19 protein-coding genes and 1 pseudogene are annotated in these 22359 nt (G+C 72.6%); 5 read left to right on the forward strand and 15 right to left on the reverse strand.

Annotated elements, in window-relative coordinates; translation table 11 throughout:
• Window positions 1-20: 20 nt before the first annotated feature.
• From KBX71_RS17510 to KBX71_RS17525, 4 genes are all read right to left on the reverse strand, one after another.
• Entirely contained in the window at window positions 21-776 is a 756-nt protein-coding gene (locus KBX71_RS17510; RefSeq protein ID WP_247683656.1) for an ABC transporter ATP-binding protein, read from the reverse strand.
• Between the two features lie 43 nt (window positions 777-819).
• Window positions 820-1824, reverse strand: coding sequence for an ABC transporter substrate-binding protein (locus KBX71_RS17515; RefSeq protein WP_210819077.1), 1005 nt, complete (start codon window positions 1822-1824; stop codon window positions 820-822).
• Between the two features lie 23 nt (window positions 1825-1847).
• A complete protein-coding gene (locus KBX71_RS17520) occupies window positions 1848-2777 on the reverse strand; it encodes an ABC transporter permease (RefSeq protein WP_210819078.1) in 930 nt (309 codons plus the stop codon).
• Between the two features lie 175 nt (window positions 2778-2952).
• Window positions 2953-3669: a cupin gene (locus KBX71_RS17525; RefSeq protein ID WP_210819079.1), complete on the reverse strand. Its 717-nt coding sequence runs from the start codon at window positions 3667-3669 to the stop codon at window positions 2953-2955.
• Between the two features lie 121 nt (window positions 3670-3790).
• On the opposite strand from KBX71_RS17525, the gene KBX71_RS17530 reads away from it, so the two are divergent.
• The 3 genes from KBX71_RS17530 to KBX71_RS17540 are packed head-to-tail and all read left to right on the forward strand — an operon-like array spanning window position 3791 to window position 6414.
• Window positions 3791-4864, forward strand: a complete 1074-nt coding sequence (locus tag KBX71_RS17530) for a LacI family DNA-binding transcriptional regulator (RefSeq protein WP_210819080.1) — start codon at window positions 3791-3793, stop codon at window positions 4862-4864.
• A complete protein-coding gene (locus KBX71_RS17535; RefSeq protein ID WP_210819081.1) occupies window positions 4861-5880 on the forward strand; it encodes a phosphotransferase family protein in 1020 nt (339 codons plus the stop codon). The genes KBX71_RS17530 and KBX71_RS17535 overlap by 4 nt, the downstream gene beginning before the upstream one ends.
• Window positions 5881-5928: 48 nt before the next feature.
• The gene (locus KBX71_RS17540; RefSeq protein ID WP_196926434.1) at window positions 5929-6414 is read left to right on the forward strand and encodes a GNAT family N-acetyltransferase; all 486 of its coding nucleotides are present in this window, start codon (window positions 5929-5931) and stop codon (window positions 6412-6414) included.
• 43 nt (window positions 6415-6457) lie between these two features.
• Here KBX71_RS17540 and KBX71_RS17545 read toward each other — a convergent pair whose 3' ends face one another.
• Both KBX71_RS17545 and KBX71_RS17550 read right to left on the reverse strand, forming a co-directional pair.
• A complete protein-coding gene (locus KBX71_RS17545) occupies window positions 6458-7741 on the reverse strand; it encodes an MFS transporter (RefSeq protein WP_210819082.1) in 1284 nt (427 codons plus the stop codon).
• Between the two features lie 43 nt (window positions 7742-7784).
• Window positions 7785-8345 (reverse strand): NADPH-dependent FMN reductase, encoded by a 561-nt coding sequence (locus tag KBX71_RS17550; protein WP_210819083.1) that lies wholly within the window; start codon window positions 8343-8345, stop codon window positions 7785-7787.
• A 137-nt stretch (window positions 8346-8482) separates the two neighbouring features.
• Here KBX71_RS17550 and KBX71_RS17555 point away from each other — a divergent pair, with 137 nt between their 5' ends.
• Window positions 8483-8956, forward strand: coding sequence for a MarR family winged helix-turn-helix transcriptional regulator (locus KBX71_RS17555; protein WP_210819084.1), 474 nt, complete (start codon window positions 8483-8485; stop codon window positions 8954-8956).
• Window positions 8957-9004: 48 nt separating this feature from the next.
• Here KBX71_RS17555 and KBX71_RS17560 read toward each other — a convergent pair whose 3' ends face one another.
• The 4 genes from KBX71_RS17560 to KBX71_RS17575 all read right to left on the reverse strand — a co-directional run bounded on the left by KBX71_RS17560 (window position 9005) and on the right by KBX71_RS17575 (window position 15617).
• Complete coding sequence (locus KBX71_RS17560) at window positions 9005-12718, reverse strand: S8 family serine peptidase (RefSeq protein WP_210819085.1); 3714 nt, start codon at window positions 12716-12718, stop codon at window positions 9005-9007.
• Window positions 12719-12969: 251 nt separating this feature from the next.
• Complete coding sequence (locus KBX71_RS17565; protein ID WP_210819086.1) at window positions 12970-13578, reverse strand: bifunctional 4-hydroxy-2-oxoglutarate aldolase/2-dehydro-3-deoxy-phosphogluconate aldolase; 609 nt, start codon at window positions 13576-13578, stop codon at window positions 12970-12972.
• A 55-nt stretch (window positions 13579-13633) separates the two neighbouring features.
• Window positions 13634-14659, reverse strand: coding sequence for a sugar kinase (locus KBX71_RS17570; RefSeq protein WP_210819087.1), 1026 nt, complete (start codon window positions 14657-14659; stop codon window positions 13634-13636).
• Between the two features lie 94 nt (window positions 14660-14753).
• Window positions 14754-15617, reverse strand: coding sequence for a S1 family peptidase (locus tag KBX71_RS17575; RefSeq protein ID WP_210819088.1), 864 nt, complete (start codon window positions 15615-15617; stop codon window positions 14754-14756).
• Window positions 15618-15787: 170 nt separating this feature from the next.
• Here KBX71_RS17575 and KBX71_RS17580 point away from each other — a divergent pair, with 170 nt between their 5' ends.
• A complete protein-coding gene (locus KBX71_RS17580) occupies window positions 15788-16972 on the forward strand; it encodes a low temperature requirement protein A (protein WP_210819089.1) in 1185 nt (394 codons plus the stop codon).
• A 10-nt stretch (window positions 16973-16982) separates the two neighbouring features.
• Here KBX71_RS17580 and KBX71_RS17585 read toward each other — a convergent pair whose 3' ends face one another.
• The 5 genes and pseudogenes from KBX71_RS17585 to ribA form a co-directional block, all read right to left on the reverse strand.
• A complete protein-coding gene (locus KBX71_RS17585) occupies window positions 16983-17555 on the reverse strand; it encodes a nucleosidase (RefSeq protein WP_210819090.1) in 573 nt (190 codons plus the stop codon).
• Between the two features lie 37 nt (window positions 17556-17592).
• Window positions 17593-20283 carry an Hsp70 family protein gene (locus KBX71_RS34415; RefSeq protein WP_210819091.1) on the reverse strand — a complete coding sequence of 897 codons (2691 nt, stop codon included), beginning with the start codon at window positions 20281-20283 and terminating at the stop codon, window positions 17593-17595.
• A 102-nt stretch (window positions 20284-20385) separates the two neighbouring features.
• Window positions 20386-20844 carry a GNAT family N-acetyltransferase gene (locus KBX71_RS17595; RefSeq protein WP_210819092.1) on the reverse strand — a complete coding sequence of 153 codons (459 nt, stop codon included), beginning with the start codon at window positions 20842-20844 and terminating at the stop codon, window positions 20386-20388.
• A gap of 100 nt (window positions 20845-20944) precedes the next feature.
• Window positions 20945-21643 (reverse strand): annotated as a pseudogene (locus tag KBX71_RS17600) (RibD family protein); the annotation flags it as partial.
• Window positions 21640-22323: a GTP cyclohydrolase II gene (gene ribA / locus KBX71_RS17605; RefSeq protein WP_210819094.1), complete on the reverse strand. Its 684-nt coding sequence runs from the start codon at window positions 22321-22323 to the stop codon at window positions 21640-21642. The pseudogene KBX71_RS17600 and the gene ribA, both read right to left, overlap by 4 nt.
• Window positions 22324-22359: the final 36 nt, after the last annotated feature.

A 22359-nucleotide genomic window follows, 5' to 3' on the forward strand; every position in this document is an offset into this window, starting at 1 on the left:
CTGGTCGTGCCGATCCGCGTTCAGTGGTTGGCGGCCGCGCTGCCGAGCAACCCACGCAGGTCGGTGGCGAGCCGGTCGAAGCGGGGATCCGACATCACCTGCGCGTAGTCGCGGTGCGCCGGCAGCTCGACCGTGAAGATGCGGATGATCCGGCCGGGCCGGGGACTCATCACCACGACCCGGGTGCCGAGGAAGACCGCCTCGGCGATGGAGTGGGTGACCAGCACCACTGTCGTCCCGGTCTCCCGCCAGATCCGGTGCAGTTCGGCGTTCATCTGCTCCCGGGTCAGCGCGTCCAGGGCGCCGAACGGTTCGTCCATCAGCAGCACCGGCGGGGAGTGCAGCAGGGCGCGGCAGAGCGCCACCCGCTGCTGCATGCCGCCGGACAGCTCGTGTGGCAGCGCCTTCTCGAAGCCGGTCAGGCCGGTCATCTCGATCAGCTCGTCGGCGCGGCGGGCCGCCAGCGCCCGGTCCATGCCGCGCATCTCGGCCTGGAGCAGGATGTTGGCTCGGGCGCCGCGCCACTCCAGCAGCGCGGCCTTCTGGAAGACGAAGCCGATCTCCTTCTGCGGGCCACGAACCGGGCGCTCCAGCAGCGACACCTCGCCGCTGGTCGGTTTGACCAACCCCGCGACGATCTTCAGGAGGGTGGACTTCCCACAACCGGACGGGCCGACGATCGTGACGAACTCGCCCGGCTCGATGTCCAGTGACACGTCGTCCAGGGCGGTGGTCTGCGACCGCCGGGTGGTGAACCGGACGGTCAGCCCGGACATCCCGATGGCGGTGCCGGTGGCTGCCGGCGCGGTGGTCACCGGGTCACCCCTGCGCCGCGTACGAGGAGTCCCAGTACGCGTTGGGCGCCCCCGGGTCCTTCAGCTCGGCGTAGCGGGACATCAGCTCGATGGTCTCGGTCCACTGGGCTTCGGTGTTCACCCCGGGCGGGCCGTCCGCGCCGATCAGCGGCAGGTTGAGCGTCAGCTGCTTGGTGAGGACCTCGGGCGCCGGCTCGTTCTCGGCCAGGGCCGCCATCGCGCTCACCGCACCGGCCGGGTCCCGGGCGGCGTCGGCCCAGGACTTCTGGGTGGCCCGGACGAACTTGCGGACCAGCTCCGGGTCCTTCTGCAGGGTCTGGGTGTTGGCGATCAGACCGGTGCCGAGCAGGTTCATCCCGTAGTCGGCGAAGAGCAGCACGTCGACCTTCTTGCCGGTCTTGCTCTCGATGGTGGGCGCCTGGTCGTGGAAGAAGCCCATGATGGCGTCGACCTTGCCCTCGGCCAGCGCGGCGATCTTGCCGGCGGCGTCGACGTTCACCACCTTGACGTCGTCCTTCTTGACGCCGTTCTTCTCCAGCCAGGCCGGGAAGGTCGCGTAGAGGGCGTCGCCGGGGGTGCCGCCGACGGTCTTGCCCTTGAGGTCTGCCGGCGTCTTGACGTTCTCCTCGGTGAAGAATTCCACCGAGGAGGGTCCCTTCTCCAGGTACGCGCCGAGGCTGCGCACCGGCATCCCGCTGGCCACCGACTTCAGCAGCACCGGGCTGTCCGCCCAGCCGAAGTCGGTCTGCTTCTGGGCGACCTGCTTGACGGTGTTGCCCGAGCCGTTGCCGGGCAGGATCTTCAGGTCGATGCCCTCGGCGGAGTAGTAACCCTTCTGCAGGCCGTAGTAGAAGGGCGCGTGCTCGCCGTAGGGCACCCAGTTCAGGGTGAGGGTGACCTGCTTGCTGCCGTCGGCGTTGGTGCTGCCGGCGGAGTCGTCCCCACCGCAGCCGGTCGCGGCGAGGAGCAGGGCGGCGGTGGCCAGGATGGTGGTGGCGGTGCGTTTCATCGGTGCCTCCGTGATGGGGTCGGTCAGGAGGTGGTGAGGGACACGCCGGCCCGGCGGCTGGCGTGCCACGGAATGAGCAGTGCCTCGGCGATCTCGACCAGGACGAACAGGACGATGCCGATGGCGGACATCAGGATCAGGTCGGCGAACAGCAACGGGGCGTCGAGGTTGCCGTTGGCCAGCAACAGGACGTAGCCGAGCCCTTCGCTGGCGCCGACGAACTCGCCGACCACGGCACCGACCACGGCGAGGGTGACGGCCACCTTCAGGCCGGCCATCAGGTGCGGCAACGCGTTCGGAAAGCGGATCTTGCGGAAGGTGCGCCACGGCCCGGCACCCATCGTGGCGGCGAGGTCGAGCAGCTCCGGGTCGGTGGAGCGCAGCCCGGCGACCCCGGAGATGACCACCGGGAAGAACGCGATGAGCACCGCCAGGATGATCTTCGGGGTGAGACCGAGGCCGAACCAGACCACCAGCAGGGGCGCGATGGCGATCTTCGGGATGACCTGTGCGAACAGGACGATCGGGTAGAGCGCCTTGTCCAGGGTGCGGGAGTAGGCGATGGCGACCGCGGTGACCAGGCCCAACGCGGCGGCCAGCACGAAGCCGAGCACCGTCTCGTAAAGGGTGACAAGGGTGTGCCGGGCCAACTCGGACCACTGGGTGGTCATCGTCTCCCAGACCTGGCCGGGCGTGGGCACCAGGTAGTTCGGGACGTACTCCCGGGCTGCCACGAACCACCAGGCGACGAAGAAGACCGCCAGCACCAGCGCCGGGCGCCAGAGCGAGTCGGCGAAGACCACCGCCCGGCGACCGAGCGTCGGACGCGGTGGGCGGCCACCGCTGGGCGACCGTCGCACCACTGTGGACGAACCCTCGCCGACGGCCTCGGGCGCACCGCTCGCCTGGTCGGCGGCCTGCCGGCCCGCCGTGTCCAAAGAGTTCTCGGTCACGCGGAACCTCCTCGGGGCCCGGCTCGGCGCCCAGGGACCGGGCCGGTCGGCGGATCAGGCAAACGCTTTCCTGGAGCGTAGGCGGCACCCTCACGCCAGGCAAGGCCTTTCCTCGATCTATTCGCCGAGCGGATCACCAAACGGTCCACCCTGGATCGGCGGTGGGATCCGCGCGTCAGCCGCCGGCCGGATACGTGTCGAGGAGGCCGCACATCCCCAACCGGCCGCGCTCGACCGGCTCGTCCACCGCGTACACCCCGGCGTCGCCCAGGTGCCCGGGATCCCCCCGCTCCAGGGCGTCGAGCTGCGCGGCGGTGTCGGCGGCGGCGCGGCCCGCGCCGGCCTCCCACCGCTGCCGCCACCGTGCCAGCAACGGCTGGCGCAGCGCGATCGCGGCGGCGTGGAACGCGGCCAGCGCCGCCGGCCCGCCGGCTCGCAGCGCCTGGAAGCCGGTCACCGCCAGATCCCGCCTGCGGTACGCGGCGCGCACGTCCGCGCCCGGCGCTCCCCCGTCGGGCAACGCCACCGCCGCGGCGTACGCGGCCGGGTCGGCCAGCACCTCCGGTGGGAAGGTCAGCACGGCGTCGCCGGCCTCGGGCAGACCGCTGTTCTGCATGAGCACCACGATGGTCAGCCCACCCCCGTTGACCAGGCGGTGCACGGTGCCCGGCTCGAACCAGACCACCGCACCCGGCCGCAGCGGCGTCTCCCGGAAACCGGCGGTGGTCAGGGTCTGCACCGCGCCCTCGCCGCCGGTCACCACGTACCCCTCGGTGCAGCACAGGTGCACGTGCGGAGTGCCGCCGACCAGGCCGTCCGAGGCCACTGTGTCGTAGACGCCCAGCCGGGACACCCCGATCCCGCCGGGCAGCGGTGCCTGCCGATCAGGCATCGAAGTACTCGTCGGTGTCGTCGGACACGGCCGGGCCTCCCTGCGGGAAAGGGCTTTCTCTGCGGTACGGTGACGCTAGCCGGCACGACGAAACGCCGTCAACAGATCGAGGGGGCGGGCCATGGCGACCCTGTCCGATGTGGCCCGCCGAGCGGGCGTCTCACCCGCCACCGCCTCCCGCGTCATCAACGGCAGCAGCAAGCCGGTCACCGACGAGCTGCGCGAACGGGTGCTCACCGCCGTCGCCGAGTTGCAGTACGTGCCGAACGCGCACGCCCAACTGCTGGCCCGCTCGCACCGCAGCGCGGTCGGCGTGATCGTGCACGACGTCTCCGACCCGTACTTCGCCGAGATCACCCGAGGGCTGCAACGGGTCGCCACAGACCAGGGCCGGCTGCTGATGATCTGCAACAGCTACCGGGACCCGGACCGCGAGTTGGAGTACGTGGAACTGCTGCGCGGCCACCAGGTGGCGGCGCTCATCCTGGCCGGCTCGGGTTACCACGACGAGGCGTTCACCCGTCAGCTCAACGAGAAACTGGCCGCGTACGAGGCCACCGGCGGGCGGGTGGCGGTGATCGGCCGGCACGAGCACTCCGGCGACGCGGTGATGCCGGACAACCGGACCGGCGGCTACCTCGCCGGGCAGGAGTTGTGCGGTCTGGGACACCGGGCGATCGGCGTGGTCGCCGGCCCGCGCATCCTGACCACCACGACCGACCGGCTGGCCGGCCTCCGGCAGGCCCTCACCGAGCAGGGCCGCGAGCTGCCCGAACGGCGCATCCGGTACGCGGAGTTCGACCGCGACGGTGGCGCCGAGGCCACCGCCCGACTGCTCGACGCCGACCCGGAGCTGACCGCGATCGTGGCGCTCAACGACTCGATGGCCATCGGCGCGCTCGCCACCCTGCGCACGCGAGGGTTGGCGGTGCCGCAGCAGATCTCGGTGCTGGGCTTCGACGACATGCCGATCGCCCGGGACGTGACCCCGGCGTTGACCACCGTGCGTCTGCCCCTTGTCGACATGGGTGTGCGGGCGATGTCCCTGGTGCTCGGCGCGGGGGCCCCGACGCCCCGGGTCGAGGTGCTCCCCGCCGAGCTGGTCCGCCGCGACACCGCCGGCCCCGTCCCACTGTCCACCCACGCCACCGCGGGTTCCGCGCCGCGCGCCCGGCGAGGTGACACCGCGCCGTGACCGGCGTCAGCCCTACCCAACGGCCCCTCACCAGCGCCGACGTGGCGTACCTGGTCGGTGCGTCGTTCGGGCCGCGCACCCGGGTCCGGGACGCCGGTCCGCTGACCGGCGGCGGGTACGCGACGGTCTGGTGGGCGCTGCTCGACGACGACCGTCGGGTGGTGCTGAAGCTGGCTCCGCCGGCCGGAACGCCGCTGCTGCGCTACGAGCGCGGGCTCTGCGCCGCCGAGGAGCGGTACTTCCGGCTCGTCGCCGAGCGGGCGCCGCAGGTGCCCGTCCCCCCGGTGCTCTGGCACGGCGCCGACCCGGCGTACGGCGAGTGGTTGGTCACCGCGATGCTGCCCGGCCGGCCGCTGTCCGACCTTGCCACGGACGGTGTCGCGGTCGACGACGGCCCGGCGCGCCACGACCTCGGGGTGGCCCTCGCCGCGTTGCACCGGGTGACAGGTGAGCGGTTCGGGTACGACGGTGACCGGGCCGGCGGGCCGACCTGGCGGGCGGCGTTCACGGCGATGCTCGACGCGCTGCTGGCCGACGCGGCCAACTGGGATGTCCGACTACCGGTGACCGCGGATCGCCTGCACGCGCTGGTGGGGCGGCACGCCGACGTGCTCGACGAGGTACGCCGCCCGGCGCTGCTGCACTTCGACTGCTGGGACGGCAACGTGCTGGCGGCACCCGACCGGGACGGCCGGCTGCGGCTGCGTGGCCTGGTGGACGGCGAGCGCTTCCTCTACGGCGACCCGCTACTGGACCTGGTCTCCCCGCTGCTGTTCCGACGCGTCGAGGACGAGCCGGAGCACCCCCTGCTGCGCGGCTACCGGGCCGCCGCACCCGAGCCGCTGGTGTTGGACGCTTCGGCACGACGCCGGCTCGGTCTCTACCGGTTGCACCTGTACCTGCTGATGACTGTGGAGATGCCCAGCCGCGGGATGACCGCGCGGAGCCATCCCGCGCGGCACGCCCGGCTGGCGGCCCTGCTCGACGAGGAACTCGCGGCCCTCGGCACTCGCTGAACCGAATCTCCGTTGCCGGCGCGGGCCACCGCTCGTAGCCTGCCCTGCGTGCTTATTCGGGAGTTCGTCGACCGGGACTGGTCGCAGGTGTGGCCGATCATCGAGGAGGTGATCCGGGCACAGGAGACCTTCGTCTACGACCCGGCGATGACCGCCGAGCAGTCGTACGGCATGTGGGTCGAGGCGGCGCCGGGGCGGACCGTCGTGGCGGTCGACGGCGAGCGGGTGCTCGGCACCGCGAAGATGGGCACCAACCGGCCCGGGCCGGGCTCGCACGTGTCCACCGCGAGCTTCATGGTCGCCGCCGACGCGCGGGGCCGGGGCGTGGGCACCGCGCTGTGCCGCGACGCTCTGACCTGGGCGCGCCAGCAGGGGTACGCCGGCATGCAGTTCAACGCCGTGGCCGAGAGCAACCGGTCGGCGGTGCGCCTGTACCGGCGGGAGGGCTTCGAGGTGCTCGGCACCGTGCCGGGCGCGTTCCGTCACCCCGCCCTCGGCCGGGTCGGCCTGCACGTCATGTACCAGGAGTTCTGACCCCCACTGCCTGAATCGTTTACGACATCAGCTCGATAGCGTCTCAACCAGCTACGGTGCCGCCGGCCGGGGCCGGGCGCAGTCCGGGCTGCACGGCGGCCGACTCCGTGCCGGCTCGGCGGATCGGGGTGAAGAGGCCGCCGACCGCGACCAGCAGGCACCCCGCGCCCGCCACGAGGGTGACCATCGGAGCGCCGTGCCGGCCGGCGGCCCAGGTCAGCACGACAGCCCCGGCCGGGCCGAGGGCGTAGTGCGTGCTCCAGAACGCCGACGTGACCCGGCCCAGCAGGTGATCGGGGGTGATCTCCTGGCGCAGGGACATCGAACAGATCCCCCCGACGCTGAGACAGCAGAGGTACACCGCTGTCAGCACGGTGACCGCCGGCACGGTGGTGGCGATGCCGACCCCCGACACGGCGAAGCCGCAGATCGCGTGCGCGCCGATCCAGGTGGCGCCGAAGCCGCGACGGCGGCGCAGCGGCGCCACCAGCAGCGCGCCGGCGACCGTGCCCAGCGCCGCCAGGCCGAGCACCGTGCCGACGGTGCCCTCGGAGCCACCGAGGTCGTGCGTGACGTGGTAGATCAGCACGTCGACGAAGCCGTAGGTGAGGAAGATGAAGACCGACAACAGGACGGTCAGCGCGCGCAGCACGGGCTGTCGCCACAGGAACCGCGCCCCGGCCAGGAACTCGGCCAGCGGGCGCTGCCGGGCCACCGCTTCGTCCGCCTGGACGGGACGCAGACGGATGAGCCGTAGGCCGGCCGCCGAGAGCGCGAAGCTCGCCGCGTTGACGGCGATGGCGGTCGCCGGGCCGAAGCGGGCCGCCACCACACCGGCGAGCAGCGGCCCGAGGACGGCCGCCGCCGCGTACGTCGCCTGCAACCGGCCGTTGGCCTCCGTGATCCGGTCCCGGTCGACCAGGTTGCGGACCGCGGTCACGGCGGCGACCTGGAACAACATGCCGGCCGCCTCGCAGATCGGCAGCACGACGAAGAGCAGCCAGACCTGCGGGCCGGCGAGCCACGCCAGTGGCACCAGGCCGTAGAGCACCAGCCGGGTCAGATCGGCCACGATCATCAGGGTGCGGCGGTCGTACCTGTCGACCAGCACCCCGCCGAAGATCCCGGCGACGACGGACGCCGCGCCCGCGACGGCGGTGAGCAGGCCCATCTGCGCCACCGACCCGGTCGCCTGGAGCACCAGCAGCGGCACCGCCAGGTAGGCGAACGAGTCGCCCGCCGCCGAGAGCGACTGCGCGACCCAGTACGTGCCGAAGGTCCGGTCCCGCCAGAGCGGAGCCCGACCAGCGGCGGCAGATCGGCTCATCGCGCCAAGGGTAGTGAACTCGCCCTTCCGACGCTGGCCGTGCTCAGCCCTTGCGCAGCGGAGCGAGCGCGGTGCTCCAGGCGACCACCTGGTCGAGCGTGGCGGTCAGCGAGTCCTTGTGGAACTGGTTGGGCTTGAAGACGCTGAAGTTCTCGAAGTCGGTGAAGAGCGACAGCGCGACCTGCGAGCGCACGTCGGCCATCTGCAGCTCACCGGAGATCAGACGCAGGTGCTCCACGGCGCGCGTTCCGCCCACCGAGCCGTAGCTGACGAAGCCGACGGCCTTGTTGTTCCACTCGGCGTAGAGAAAGTCGATAGCGTTCTTCAGGGCGCCGGAGGTCGAGTGGTTGTACTCGGGGGTGACCATGATGAACCCGTCGAACGACGCGATCGTCTCGGCCCACCGCTTGGTGTGCGGCTGGCTGTACTGGCCCATCGAGGGCGGGTACGCCTCGTCGAGGTGCGGCAGCTGGTAGTCGAGTAGGTCGATCAGCTCGTACTCCGCGTCGGAGCGCTGCTTGGCGATCTCGAGCACCCAGCGGGCGACGGCCTCGCCGTTACGCCCCGGGCGGGTGCTTCCGAGGATGATCCCGATCCTGGTCATGTGTGGCGCCTTTCAGAGGTCCTTGCCTGACGACGGGAACGCTAACCGGTGCTTGATTGGTCAAGCAAATACATGGTCCGTGGGCATGGTCACACGGAGGGTGAGAACTTGCTCAGTCAAACAAGTATGGTATGGGGATGTCCAACCCCTCCGCAGCGACTCCGCAACCTCTCACCACTGATGAGGAATCCCTGGTCCGCGCCCTGGGCCAGGTCATGCACGTCCTGCCCCGCGCGATCGACGCGGACATGGTCGGTGACCGTCAGCTGCCACTCACCGAGTACACCGCGCTGATGAACCTGTCCGAGACGCCGGGCCGGCGGATGCGCATGAACGAGCTCGCCGCGCTCTGCCACCTCTCACTCAGCGGCATGACCCGCACGATCATCCGGCTGGAGACGCAGGGCCTGGTCCGGCGGGAGCGGTGCGAGGAGGACGCGCGCGGCTGGAACGCCGTCCTCACCGACGCGGGCTTCACGCGCCTGGAGGAGTCCTGGCCCAGTCACCTGGCCGCCGTACGCCGCCGGTTCCTCCAGCACTTCGAGGGCTTCGACCTCGCGGAACTGGCCCGCGCGTTCCAGCGGGCCGGCACGGCCGAGACGACCGACTGAGCCGCCGCCGGGGTGCGCGAGGCACCCCGGCGGCGGCCGGCCGCACAGTCAGCGCAGGCCGAACGCTCGGGTGATGCTCTGGCTCACGGTGTTGCCGGCGGTGTCCCGCGCGGTGGAGCGCAGGCTCACGAAGCCGGCCTTCGCCGGTGCGGCCAACGAGGTACGCCAGCCGTCGCCGTGCCGGGTCAGCCGCTGCTTCTGCCAGGTCGCCCCGTCGTCGTAGGACACCTCGACGGTTACCGCGCCGATCGTGCCCCTGACGTCGGGCAGGTGCGAGGCGACAACGGTCAGCGGCGCACGCCGCGAGGCAGTGCCGGCGGAGTCGATGGCCACCTGGTAGTCCAGCTGGATCATCGGCAGCACCTCGGCCGATTCCTCCCCGGTGACCGCCGAGCGGAAGCCCCACTCGGTGCGGGTCTGCCGGGAGTACGGGTTGGTCCAGGCGGCCCTGTCGTTCTCCACCACCAGCCGGTACGGCAGTCGCTGAGACGCCAGCCCGGAGACCTGGAGGTACTCGGCGTTACCCCAGTTCAGCTCCTTGTCACCCTGGTAGAGGGTGGTGCGGTTGACCATGTCGTAGTTGGCGTACGCCTCACCGATGTGGCCGCCGCCGTCGCCCCATCCGGGCGCGGGCAGGTAGACGGTGTCGAGATACCGGACCGGCACGTAGTTCCCGCCCATCCGGGGCCGCTGGATCGGCCCGAACCAGGTGACGGCGCTCGGCCTACCCGCCGGGTACGCGGTGACCGCCTGCAGGTGCTGGCCGGTCTCGCCGGCGATGAACGCGTCGTCGATCCACCGCTGGTCGGCGCTCACCCAGTCGGTTCGCCGGCCCTGCGCCGGGGCCGGCTCCTGGTTGCTCGACGCCCAGCCGCGCCAGACGTCGGTGCGGAACTCCAGCGCCTTGCCCTGCCGGTAGTTACGGAACTCCACGTCGACCCGGGCCAACTGCCGCTTCGTGGGCCGGTAGGTCGGATCGGCCGGCACGGTGCCGGTCCAGTGGTGCGCCACGTCGTACAGGTAGGTGGTCTCCGGGTGCGACTCGACGGTGAGTCGCACCGCGCCGTGCTCCAGCGCGGCGATGAGCTGCCCACCCTCGTCCGCGCCGAGCGTGGCCACGGTCACCGGAGCCGGGCTCGCCGGGCTCCACGGGGCCTCGTCCCACGGCTGGAGCCGGCCCACGCCGTCGTTGACCACCAGCAGCAGCTTCGCCCCGGCCGCGGCGGCGGCCTGCGCCTGGGTGGCGATGTCCACGCTGTCACTGCGGCGCACCACCACGGCCCGGTCCCGGACCGGCCGCTTGGCCAGCCCCGTCGCCGACGTGTCGGCGACGTAGACCGCGTCCAGTTGGCGACGACCGGCCGGCAGCGCCGGGGTCGCCCGCTTCACCAACAGATCGTCGTACGAGCGACCGCCCGCCGAGACGGTCAGGGCCGGCTGCTCCAGCCGCCACCGGGCGCCGAACTCGAACTCGCCGTCGGTGACCGGACGGCTCGTGGGCAACGCCCACATGCTGTCGTACGAGTCGTCGGGCAGCACCTGACTCTCGGTGAGACCGTTCTTCGTGGACCTGTGGATGTCCATCCGCAGCGCGCTGGCGGTGGCCTCCTGCGGCACCCGGGCCTGCACCTGTCGGGCGGCGCGGGCGTCCAGGGTGACGGTGCGGTCCCGGTCCAGGTTGACGTCGGTGAAGCTGAGCATCGCCATGCCCTTGGAGTGCGGCCCGTGCGCGCCGCGGACGTCGGCGGAGATCCAACCGTTCCAACTCGCCACCGGCAGCCGCAGCGTCGCGGTGCCGCTCTCGGGTAGGTCCACGGCGGTGAACAGGGTGTCGGTGGTGAGGATGACCTTGCCGACGAGCGGCTTGCCGTCCCGGTCCTTGGCGACCAGCGTCAGGTTCTGCCGCTGGCCCTCCTTGCCGGCGCCGACCAGGGTGCGACCGCGCACCGCACCGGCGTCGTCGGTGGCGACGATCATGCCGCTGACCTGCTTCTCCGCCGGCAGCTTGTCGTACGCGGCGGTCACCGTCACGGTGGCGGTGCCACCCGCCGGCACGGTGACCCGGTCGGCGGAGAGCGCGAACAGGCCGGCCGGCGCGGTGGCCGCGTCGAGGGCCAGCCTCAGGGCGACCGGCGCGCTGCCGACGTTGGTGTAGGTGACCGTGCGGTCGACGATCATGCCCGACTGCTGAGGCCACGCCTGGAAGCCGGAGTAGGCGCTCGGGGTGGCGAAGACGGTGGCGTGCACGGCGGCGACCGCGTCGACCCGACCGGCGCCCGCCTGGTACGGGGTGTACTCGGAGGTGGCCTTGACCGTGCTGACCAGCGCTTCCTTGATCCGCTGACCGGTCCACTCCGGGTGGGCGGCGGCGACCAGCGCGGCCGTCCCGGCCACGTGCGGGGTGGCCATCGACGTGCCGCTCATCAGCGTGTAGTCCCCGGAGCCGCCCCGCACGAGGTGGGAGCGGGCCGCCAGGATGTCCACGCCGGGGGCGGTGATCTCGGGCTTCAGCCCGCCGTCGCCGGCGCGTGGTCCCTGGCTGGAGAAGTCGGCGAGGTGGTCGGTGTTGTCGACGGCGCCCACGGTAAGCGCGGAGTTGGCGGCACCCGGGCTGCCGATGGTTGCCGGGCCGCTGTTGCCGGCGGCGATCACGAAGAGGGCACCGGTCTCGGCGCTGAGTCGGTCGACGGCCTGGCTCATCGGGTCGCTGCCGTCGGTGGCCTCACCGCCCAGGCTCATGCTGACCACCCGGGCCTTCTGCTCGCGGGCCGCCCACTCCATGCCGGCGATGATCCACGAGTCCTGTCCGCTGCCCTCGCTGTTGAGCACCTTGCCGATGTGCAGCCGTGCGCCGGGGGCGACGCCCCGCTCGGCGCCACCGGACGCGGCGCCGGTGCCGGCGATCGTCGAGGCGACGTGCGTGCCGTGGCCCTTGTAGTCGAGGATGTCGGGCTCCTCGGGCACGAAACTGCTGGACTCGGCGATCTGGCCGACGAGGTCCGGGTGTTCGGCGTCCGCCCCGGAGTCGAGCACCGCGACGTCGACACCGGTGGCGGTGTTGCCCTCGGCCCACAGCTTCGGGGCGCCGATCTGCGCGGTGGACTCGGCCAGGTCCGCGTGCACCCGGCCGTCCAGCCAGACCTTCGCGATGCCGTTGGCCAGGGTCGGGGCGTCGCCGGTACGACGGGTCGAGCCGGCCGTGAGCGCCGTCCAGAACCGGTCGGCGGTGGCGCGCTGGCGAGTCAGCGCCGCGCCCTGCACGCTGTCCAACTGGCGGACCAGCTCGGCGCCGTCCACGGCAGGGCGGGTGCGGTTGCGGGCCGCCGCGTCGGTCATCGTGACGATCAGCGGAAGCGCGTCGGTGTGCGCGTCGTCGTAGCCGTCGGCGATGAGGTCGGTGACGTTGAACAGTTGCCGGTCCAGCACACCGCCTGTGACATAGGACAGTGCCGCGTCCGGGTAGACGTAGGTGTCGCCGTCACGCACGGTGCGGTGGAAGCTCGGGGTGCTGCCGTCCGGCCGGCGCACAGTCGACACCGTGCTGCCGTCCGCCGCGGTGGTGACCGTGACCGTGTCACCGGTGATCAGGGTGACGGTGGACGCGCGTCCGGCGGCGGCCGGGGGTTGGCCCGCCGGGCGGTCGGGAATGTTCGGCGGGGCGGCGGCCGCTCCCGCGCCGGGTGGGGTGAACCCGGCCGCCAGGGTGAGGGCGGCGCCGAGGGCGATCAGCCCGGATCGGCGGCGCCGGTGAGACAGAGCCACGATGACCTCTTTGTGTCGAGAAGTGGTACGCACCACAGCATCGACGCAGAGCCCAGCCCAACCGCGCCCCCACCCCCGACGCACTTACGCCATGGCACAACCCCGCCACCCACCCCGACCCTCCCGCCCTCTCCCCCACCGCCCCGCGCCGATCTTGCACTTTCTGTCCCGACCAAAGTCGCGAATCAGGACACATCGACAACAGTAAGTGCAAGATCGACGCGGCGGGGCGGGAGGGCCGGGGCGAGGGGTTACGGGGTGGGGCGGGTTAGGTTGGCTAGGGCGTCCAGCTGGGTGGGGTCGGAGAGGGCGGAGCCGACGGCCACCACGCGTACGCCCGCTTGCAGGAACGCTCCCGCGTTGCCCGCGTCGAGGCCGCCGGTCGCGACGAAGCGCAACTGCGGCAGCGGGCCGGCCACGGCCTTGAACCAGGCTGGCCCGAGGGAGATCGCGGGGAACGCCTTGAGCCAGGTGAGGCCGTGCAGCAGTGCCTGCTGGGCCTCGGTGGGGGTGGCCACACCGGGCAGGTGCGGCAGGCCACGCGCGGCGGCGGCGTCGGCGACCGCGAGGTCCAGGCCGGGGGCGACGGTGAACCGGGCGCCCGCGTCGGCCGCCGCGGCGACCTGTTCGACGTCGAGCACGGTTCCGGCGCCGACGATCCGGTCGCGCTCGGCCCCCGCCTCGACGGCGGCCTTCAGCGCCGGCACCGCGTCGGCGGTGGCCACCGGAACCTCCACCACGTCGATGCCGAGGTCCCAGGCACGCTCGGCGAGCCGAACGGTCTCGGCGACCGGCAGGCCGCGCAGGATCGCCATCACCCGGGCACCGCCGAAGATGTGGTCGAAGTCCGGTGTGGTCATGGTGCACTCCATCCGAGGTCGCGGTGAAACTGTTACTGCCGGCCGAGGGTCCGACTCAGGTCGTCGTCGCCACGTCGGTCAGGTCGAGCGGCGACCAGGCGTCGGCGGGGGCGTCGATCAGCTTCTCGAACCAGACCCATGGCGGGACCGGGGCGTTGTCGCCGCTGCTGGTCAACGCCTGTGCCGCGACGAGGTGGCCGAGGCGCAACCGCCGTACGGGGTCGAGGCCGCGGAGCAGCCCGGCCAGGTAGCCGGCGGCGAACGCGTCTCCGGCGCCGACCGGCTCCACCACCGTCACCCGGGGTGCGGGTACGAAGACCGCTTCGGCATCGCGGACCAGTGCCGTGGCGCCGACCGCGCCGTCCTTGACCACCACGGTCTGCGGAGCGGGCAACAGCTCACGTACGGCCGCCGGGTCGGTGGCGCCCCAGAGGGTTTCCGCCTCGTCCTGCCCGACGAAGACGAGGTCGCAACGGTTGGCGAGGTCGCGCAGCACCGGCGCGGCCTGCTCGGCGGGCCAGAGCCGGGCCCGGTGGTTGACGTCGAAGCTGACCAGCGCGTCCGCCAGCGGCCGGTCGGTCACCGCGTGCTCGACCAGCGCCCGGCAGGAGGCGGACAGCGCCGCTGTGATCCCGGACAGGTGCAGCACCCGGGCACCGGCCAACGCCGGATCGGCCAGCGTGGCGGGGTCCATCCGGGCGGCGGCCGACCCGGCACGGTAGTAGTGCACTGCGGTCCCCTCCGGGCCCGGGTCCTTGACGTACAGACCGGTGGGGGCGGCCGGGTCCACGCACACCTGGTCGACGCGGACGCCGGCGGCGGCGACGTGCCGGACGACGGCACGGCCGAAGGGGTCGTCGCCGACCCGGCTCACCCAGGTCGTCAGGTGTCCCAGGCGGGCCAGGTAACCGGCCACGTTGGACTCGGCCCCGCCGACCGAGACGGCGACCCGTTCGGCGTGCTCCAGCGGCTCACCGGGCGCGGGGCAGAGCACCACCATCGTCTCCCCCACCGCGGCCACCTCGATCGACGGAAGGCCGGCCGGGGCGCTCGCCTGCTCAGGTCGGGGGGCGGTCGACATCGGGCACACGTCCTCGCGGCGGGGGTGCTGGGCGTCGCCGAGCCTAGGTGCCCCGCGCAGGACGGGCAACCCGTCGTACGTCACACCTCTGCGGTCAGGGCAACGTCAGCCCGTACGCGGCCAGCACCTCCGCGATCGGCTGGTAGTAGGTGGTGCCGCCGGCGGTGCAGTTGCCGGTGCCGCCGGAGAGGATGCCGATGATCCTGCCGGTGGAGGCCACGTAGAGCGGTCCGCCGCTGTCCCCCGGCTCGGCGCAGATGTTGGTGCGGATCAGGCCGTAGATCACGCCGGTGGCGTAGTTGACGGTCTGGTTCAGACCGGTGACCGTGCCGCAGCGCACGCCTGTGGTGCTACCGCTGCGGCACACCGCCTGACCGATGTACGCGTTGCCGGGGCCATTGATGGGCAGCAGGCCGGGATGGGTGTAGACCGCGCTCGGGTGGGCGATCCGACCGGTGTAGCGGATCAGCCCGTAGTCGTTGGTGGGGTAGCTGGTGGCGGTGCGGGTGCCGAGCACTGTGGTCTGGGCGCTGTCGGCGTACCAGGTGGCGGCGGCGGTGGTGCAGTGACCTGCGGTGATCACGTAGTAGGTGCTGCCGCTTCGCGCGTTCGCGCCGAGCGAGCAACGCGCGCCACCGCCGCCGTAGATGCCCTGCCCGCCGGCGATCAGGGGACGCAGCGTTCCGGGTTCGCGGCGCAGCAGCACGCCGGCCCGGTCGGCCACCGCCCGCAGCGCGGCCAACTCGCCGGGGGCCACGGTGTCGTCGACGGTGAGGGTCATCCGGCCGGTGGCGGGGTCGAGACCCCAGGCGGTGCCCGCCGTGCGTACCCCGGTCAGCAGGGCCGCCGGGTCGGCGGCGGGCGCGGCGGCCCGGTCGGGGACCGCGGCCTGCGCCGCGCCGGGCGCGACGAGCAGCAGGACGGTCAGGACGAGGGCGGCCAGCGGGGAGCGGCGCATCCGAACCTCCGGGGAGATCGAGATTTATGGATGCGGTAAAGCATCGCCCGGCGTCCGACGCCGTGGCAACCTCCGGCCGCCCTCTTCGCCGCCCGGCGGGAATCACCGATCCGGGGACGGCCCGTGTCGGGGCCACCGATAATCCTCGGAGACACGGCGGGAGGCCGGGCATGACCACCGGAGGCACCGCGGCGCTGGTACGCCGGCCGGACGGTTCGACGCGGGCCACGCTGCTGGAGTTGCTCTTCGACGTGGTCTTCGTGGCCTCGCTCGCGCTGACCTCGACCCTGCTCGCGCAGCGCCACGACACCTCCGGCGCCGCGATGGTCCTGCTGATGTTGACCGCGATCTGGTGGACCTGGTCGGTCACCTCCACCACCACCGAGTTCTACGACCCGCAGCAGCGCCCCATCCAGGCCATCCTGATGATCGCCATGGTCGGTTCGGTGGGGATGGCGGCATCGTTGCCGATGGTGTCCGACGGGCACGCGATGGTCTTCGCCATGTCCTACGTCGGCACGCACGTGATCCGCGGCATCATCCTGATCACGACGTTGCGCCAACAGCATCATCGGCTGGCCATGATCCGCGCCACGCGATTCCTCTTCTGGTTCGTGGTGTCCGGTGTCTTCTGGATCACCGGCGCGGTGTCCGGCACGGTGAACTGGACCCTCTGGACCATCGCCATCACGATCGACCTGCTCTCCGCGGCGGCCCGCTACCCCACGCCCTGGCTGGGACGGGTGCCCGTCGACCAGTACGAGCGGACCACCGCACATCTGGCCGAGCGATACCAGCAATTCATCATCCTGGCCCTCGGCGACATCATCCTGGTGCCCACGCTGCAGGTCAGCCGGGGCCCGCTGGCCGGGCTCCGGGTCGCGGCGCTGATCTGCGCGTTCGCCATCATGCTGCTGCTCTGGCAGGTCTACGTCTTCCGGGCCGGCGAGTTGCTGGAGGCCGGGGCCGGGCCGAAGTCGGGCCGGCCAACCCGGGTGGCTCCGTACACCCACCTGGTGATGCTGGCCGGCGTGGTCGGCACGTCCGCCTCGTTCGATCTGGTCGTCACCCGGCCGACCGGCACGACGCCGGTCGGGTGGCTGTTACTGATCATGGGCGGTCCGGCGCTGTTCGTGATCGGCCGCGCCCTGTTCACCCTGCTGGTGTCCATGCTCGTGCCATGGCGGCGAATGCTCTGCCTCCCCCTGCCCCTGCTGACGCTGCCGTGGGCCGGCCGCTGGCCGCCGCTGCTGGTCACCACGGTCGTGGCGCTCACGCTGGCGGCGCACATTCTGGTTCCCGGAGCGGCCCGGGAGACCACGCCGGGCCTACGGCTGCGGCAACCCGACGACTGACCCGGCCTGTTCAGGCGACGTGTCGAGCGGCCCACTCGGCGAGGTCCCGGGCGCACGCGTCCACCGACTCCTGCCAGGTGCGGGCCGCGCCCTCCCCCGCCTCGTCGCTGACCTGCTTGACCAGCCGGCACGGCACGCCGGCCTGCGCGGCGGCCCAGGCCACCGCGTACCCCTCCATGTCGACCAGGTCGGCACGCTGCGCCAACCGGTCCCGCTCCGCGTCGTCGGCCACGAAGGTGTCACCGGTGGCCAGCACCGCACCCTCGGCGGCCAGCGACAGCGGCGCCCCGTAGGTCTCGCCGGTGAGCGTGCGCAGCAGCTCGGTGTCCAGATCGTGCTGAAGGACTGTGGCGACCTCGTGGATACCGGCCCACCCCGGGCGCAACGCCCCGGCGGTACCCAGGTTGAGCAGCAGGGCGGGACGCGGCCCGGCGGCCAGCACCGCGGCCACCGCGCTGGCGGCGTTCACCTTGCCCATGCCGGTGAGCAGGACCGGCAGCTCGGGCGGCAGGTAGCGGGCCTCCTCGCCGACGGCGAGCACCACCAACGGGCGATCGGCGCGGACCATACCTCGAAGATTCACCGGAGCATCGTACGAGTCGGCTGCTCGGCCCTCGACGTCAGTCGTCGGTGAAGCGGTACAGCACGAAGTCCTTCTCCGCGCCACAGGCGATCACGTGGGTGTTCCACGAGCAGGACGAGCTACGCACGTCCTTCAGCTCGCCCAACTCGTCGACCTTCCCGGACTCGGCCCACACGCCGGCCAGCACCCGGTTGTCCGCGACCACGCTTGGCGCCTTGGCGAAGACCAGCAGGTTGCCCGCGTCCAGGCGGACCGCCACCCCGCCCCGGTCGCGCAGCACCGGCTTGCCGGCGGCGTCGAAGACGGTGACTGTCGGCTCCGGGGACTCCCGCTGGGCGAGCAGCTGCTCACCCAGTGGGAGGAGGCCGGTCACCCCCGGCGCCGACCAGCGGATCACGCCCTCACCCTCGGTGGCCGCCACCACCTCGGTGCGCGCGACGTCATTGTTCGGCACCTGCAACAGGCACGCCCGTCGGGTGCCGCAGGCCACCAACTCCTTCGGGCGGTACTCGTCGTTCCCGGACCGGTGCAGCACCACCGGCTCGGCGTCGGAACCCAGGTCGTACGCGAGCAACTGGTAACCACCCTCGTTGGCGGCCACGTACAGGCGGTCCTCGTGGGCGACCACCAGGTCGTCGAGGTCGGCGACGCTGCCCCACTGGCGCAGCACACGACCGGAGGCCATGTCGAGCAGCCGCACCGACCGGTCCGCACCCACCTGCACGAGTCGGCGCCCCTTGCCCGTCCACGGGTCGCGGGGCCTACCGTCGAGGAAGGCCGGCCCGCCCGCCGCCGCGTCGCTGCCCACCGGCCGGACCACGGTACGGGCTCCGGCGTACTGGTCACGGGGGTTGGGCTCGGTCCACCTCGTCGAGCCGTTGCTCAGACGCAGGCCGACCAGTTGATCCCCGGCCCGGTCCACCAGCACCGCTGTGTCGTCGCCGACGTACAGCTCGTCGTCACCGCGCAGGTCGCGCTGCCAGCGCTGCTCGCCCGTACGGCCGTCGAGCACGGCCAGCGGTCGGAGAGTGCTGTCGCCCGGCGCGTCGGCGAGGACCGCGAGCGCCCCGGGAACGGCGATGATCGCCTCCCAGTCGTCGGCCCGCACGTCGGTGGGCCTGCGCCACAGCTCGTCGCCGCTGACCGCGTCGACGGCCACCACCTCCAGCCGGTCGTCGGGCAGCGGGAACGCCAGGTAGGCCCGATCGTCGAGCACCGCCGTCCACATGCCGACCGGCCGTTCGGCGCCGGCCGACGGCCGGGACAGCTCGCGCAGCGAGTCGAACGCCAGATCCGGGTAGCGGTCCCGGGTCAGGTAGAGCGTCGCGGCGGTGGCCACCCCGGCCAGGGCCAGCACCGCGCCGAGCAGCACCCAGCGCGCCCGCCGCCAGCGGGGCCCGCCGCCCGTCGGGGTCGGGGTGGCGCCGGCCAGACCCGGCCCGGGGGGCGGGCCCACCGGCGGGGCCGATCCCGGCCAGCGCTGCGACGGTACGACCGGGGCGGGGGCTCCGGCCGGCGCGAGCGGGCTCACCGGAGCCGGCGCGGGTGGTGCGAGCTGCGGTCCCGCGTACGCCGGGGCGGGTAGCGGCTTGCGCAGCGGCAGGTCGGTCAGGGCGCCCTCGGCCACCGGCAACTCGGGCTGGTCCAGCACCGTCGGCGCGATCCCCAGCTCGGCGTGCAGCATGCGGGCCACCAGCGGGATCCGCGACGACCCGCCCACGAGGAACAGCCCGTCGAGCTGTTCGGGGCTGAGGCCGGCGGCGGCGATGACCTCGCGGGCCCGCTGCACCGCCCGGCGCAGCAGCGGCGTGGCCACCCCCTCGACGTCCGCCCGGGTCAGCTGGATCGTCTCGGCCACTCCCGGCACCGCCACCGGGGCGACAGCGGATCGGGACAGCGTCTCCTTCGCACCTCGTACCTCGTCCCAGAGCCGAACCTGGTCGCGGCGCTGCGCCGGATCCGCCGGTCGGGTGAGCCGGGCCCACTGCGCGGCATGCCGCTCACCTACCAACTCGCCGACCCGCCGCACCAGCGCGGCGTCGAGGTCCAACCCGCCCAGGTCGGGCAGGCCACCGTCGGCGACCACGCTGAAGCCGGAGTCACCCCAGGGGTCCGCGCCCTCGTTGCGCAGCACCGCGACGTCGAGCGTCCCGCCACCGAAGTCGAACACCGCGATCGCCCCGCCGACCGGCACCGGACGGTGCAGCACCTGCGTGTAGTAGCGGGCGGCGGCCACCGGCTCCCGCAGCAGCCGGGTGCCCGGCGGCGTCGGCCCGGCGAGGGTGTGCTCGGCCGCCTGCGGCCAGCCCGCCCGCAGCAGCGCGTCGGCGAGAACCTGCCGCCGCGTCGCGTCCCAGGCGGCCGGGCAGGTGACCACGGCCGGGGGCAGGAAACCCACAGCGCCCACAGCGGTCCGCGCGACCGCCGCCAGCACCGCGGCGAGCAGGTCGGCCGGCGGGTATGCGCGGTCGCCGAGCCGCACGGTCGGCTCGTCCACCCGACGCTTCGGGTTCGCCTCGAACCGGGCCGGGTCGGCCTGCGCCAACCGCCGGGCGTCCCAGCCGGTGTGCAGGGTGCCGTCCGGGTCGGCGTAGACAGCGGAAGGGCTGAGCGGTTGACCGTCCATCAGCAGCGGACGGGTTCGCCCGTCCGGCCAGCGCAGCACCGCGACCGTGTTGGACGTACCGAGGTCGACGCCGAGAGCGAAACCCTCGTGCTGGCCTGCCATTGCCCGATACCTCCGCGCCGACGAGGGGAACTCGACCCCGCATCGTACGCAGGCCCCGCCGCACTGCTGATCACTCGGTCCGGGGTGGCCGGTGGCGTCCGCTCAGTGGGTGGAGTGGACGCCCACCACCTCGTCCTCGCTGGTCTCCCCGGTCAGCTGGAAGCCGAGCTTCAGGTAGAACCGCTCCGGACCGTCCGGCCCCGGCTCCCACGTCGTGTAGACGTGGTCGTGTCCACGTCGGCGGGCCTCGTCGCGGACGGCCTGCACGGCGAAGCGGCCGTACCCCCGGCCCTGGTGCTCGGCGGCGATGTTCAGCCGCCACAGCCCCGAGCGCCTGTCGTCCGACTGGGCCGGATCCCACACGATGTCGAAGAAGCCCATCAGGAAGCCGACGATCTCGTCATCCTCGACGATCAGACGCGGCCACGCGATCTCGGGCTGCGCGTATGCCTCGGCCAGGGACCAGGCGACGGGGGACGAGAACTTCTCCTGGTCGGGCCGCACGCTCACCCGGCATGCGGCTTCCACGTTGTCCTTAGTGACTTTCACCAGTCGCGGCACGCCGGCCACCCTACCGAGCGGGGCCGCGCAACAGGCCGTCGAGCAGCCCGCGCAGGCGGCGTGTGGGCCGGCGTGGGCCCCGATCGGCGGGCGGGTCGGCGGGGCAGCGGGTGGAGAGGGCGTAGCGGAGCAGGACCACGTCGCCGATCTGCCGGGCCTCGGCCAGGCGGGCGCGGCGACCGGGGTGCCAGGGGAAGCGACCCTCGCCGACGAACCGGGGCGCCCGCCCGTCACCGACGAAGAACGGGGCGACCACCAGGTGCAGTTCGTCGGCGAGACCGGCGGCGAGGAACTGGGCGTGCACCGTCCCGCCGCCCTCCACCATCAACCGCTGTACGCCCCGCGCGGCCAGGTCGGTCAGCAGCCACTCCGGGTCGACGGGCTCACCCGCGTCGATCACGGTGGCCAGCTGGCCGACCCGTTCCTGGGTCTTCTCCAGCGCGCCGGTGGCGCAGTAGACGAGCCGAGCCGCGTCACCGGCGGTGAAGAAGCGGGCGGTCGGGTCGAGGTCACCCCGGGCGGTCAGGGTGACCTTGGTGGGCGAGGCGGGTCGACCGGCCGCCACCCGCTCGGCCCGGCGGTTCGGAGAGCGCACCAGCAACCGAGGGTCGTCCCGCCGGACGGTACCGGCGCCGACCAGGATGGCATCGCAGCTGGCCCGGACCTCGTCGACGCGATCCAGGTCCTCGTCGTTGGACAGCAGTAACCGCTGCTCGGAGGCGTCGTCGATGTACCCGTCGATGGAGGTGGCACAACTCAGCAGCACGTACGGCCGCGTCGGCTCCGGCCGCCGACTCATCGGGAGACGGGCCGCTCAGGAGTACGACCCGCGAGCGCATCCGCCGCCTCGACCTCCGCCGCCTTGGCCGCCTTCGCCGCCAGGTACTCGGCGTTGGCCGGGGAGAGGAAGACGCTGGTGAGCACCCGTTCGGCCACGTCCACGCCCAGCCGGGTCAACTGGTCGGCCTTGTCCGGGTTGCTGCTCAGCAGGCGGACCCGCGGCACGCCCAACGTGGCCAGCATCTGCGCGGCGACTGTGTAGTCCCGCTCGTCCTCGCCCCGGCCCAGCGCGACGTTGGCCTGGTAGGTGTCCAACCCGGCGTCCTGCAACGCGTAGGCGTCGAGTTTGGCGTACAGGCCGATGCCACGGCCTTCCTGTCGGAGGTAGAGCAGAAAGCCCCCGGTCTCGGCGATCCGCTGCACCGCCTCACGCAGTTGCGGCCCGCAGTCGCAGCGTTGGCTGCCGAACACGTCGCCGGTCAGGCACTCGCTGTGCGGGCGGACCAGCGGGGCTTCTCCCCCGGCGGCGAGCCGGTCCAGGGCGCCCGCCCAGTCGCCGAGGCCGAGGGCCAGGTGCTCCCGAGCGTCCACCAGGCCCTTGAAGGTGAACACCCGGGCGGTCGTGGTGTAGCCGTCCGGAAACGCCAACGGCACCGTGACCTGCGTGCGGATCGAGGCAACCGGCAATGCTTCGGGCATGGGACTCCTTCGTCCGGCGCCACCGCCGTCCGGCGA

This window comes from Micromonospora sp. D93 (assembly GCF_018070365.1).
Taxonomy (GTDB): domain Bacteria; phylum Actinomycetota; class Actinomycetes; order Mycobacteriales; family Micromonosporaceae; genus Micromonospora; species Micromonospora ureilytica.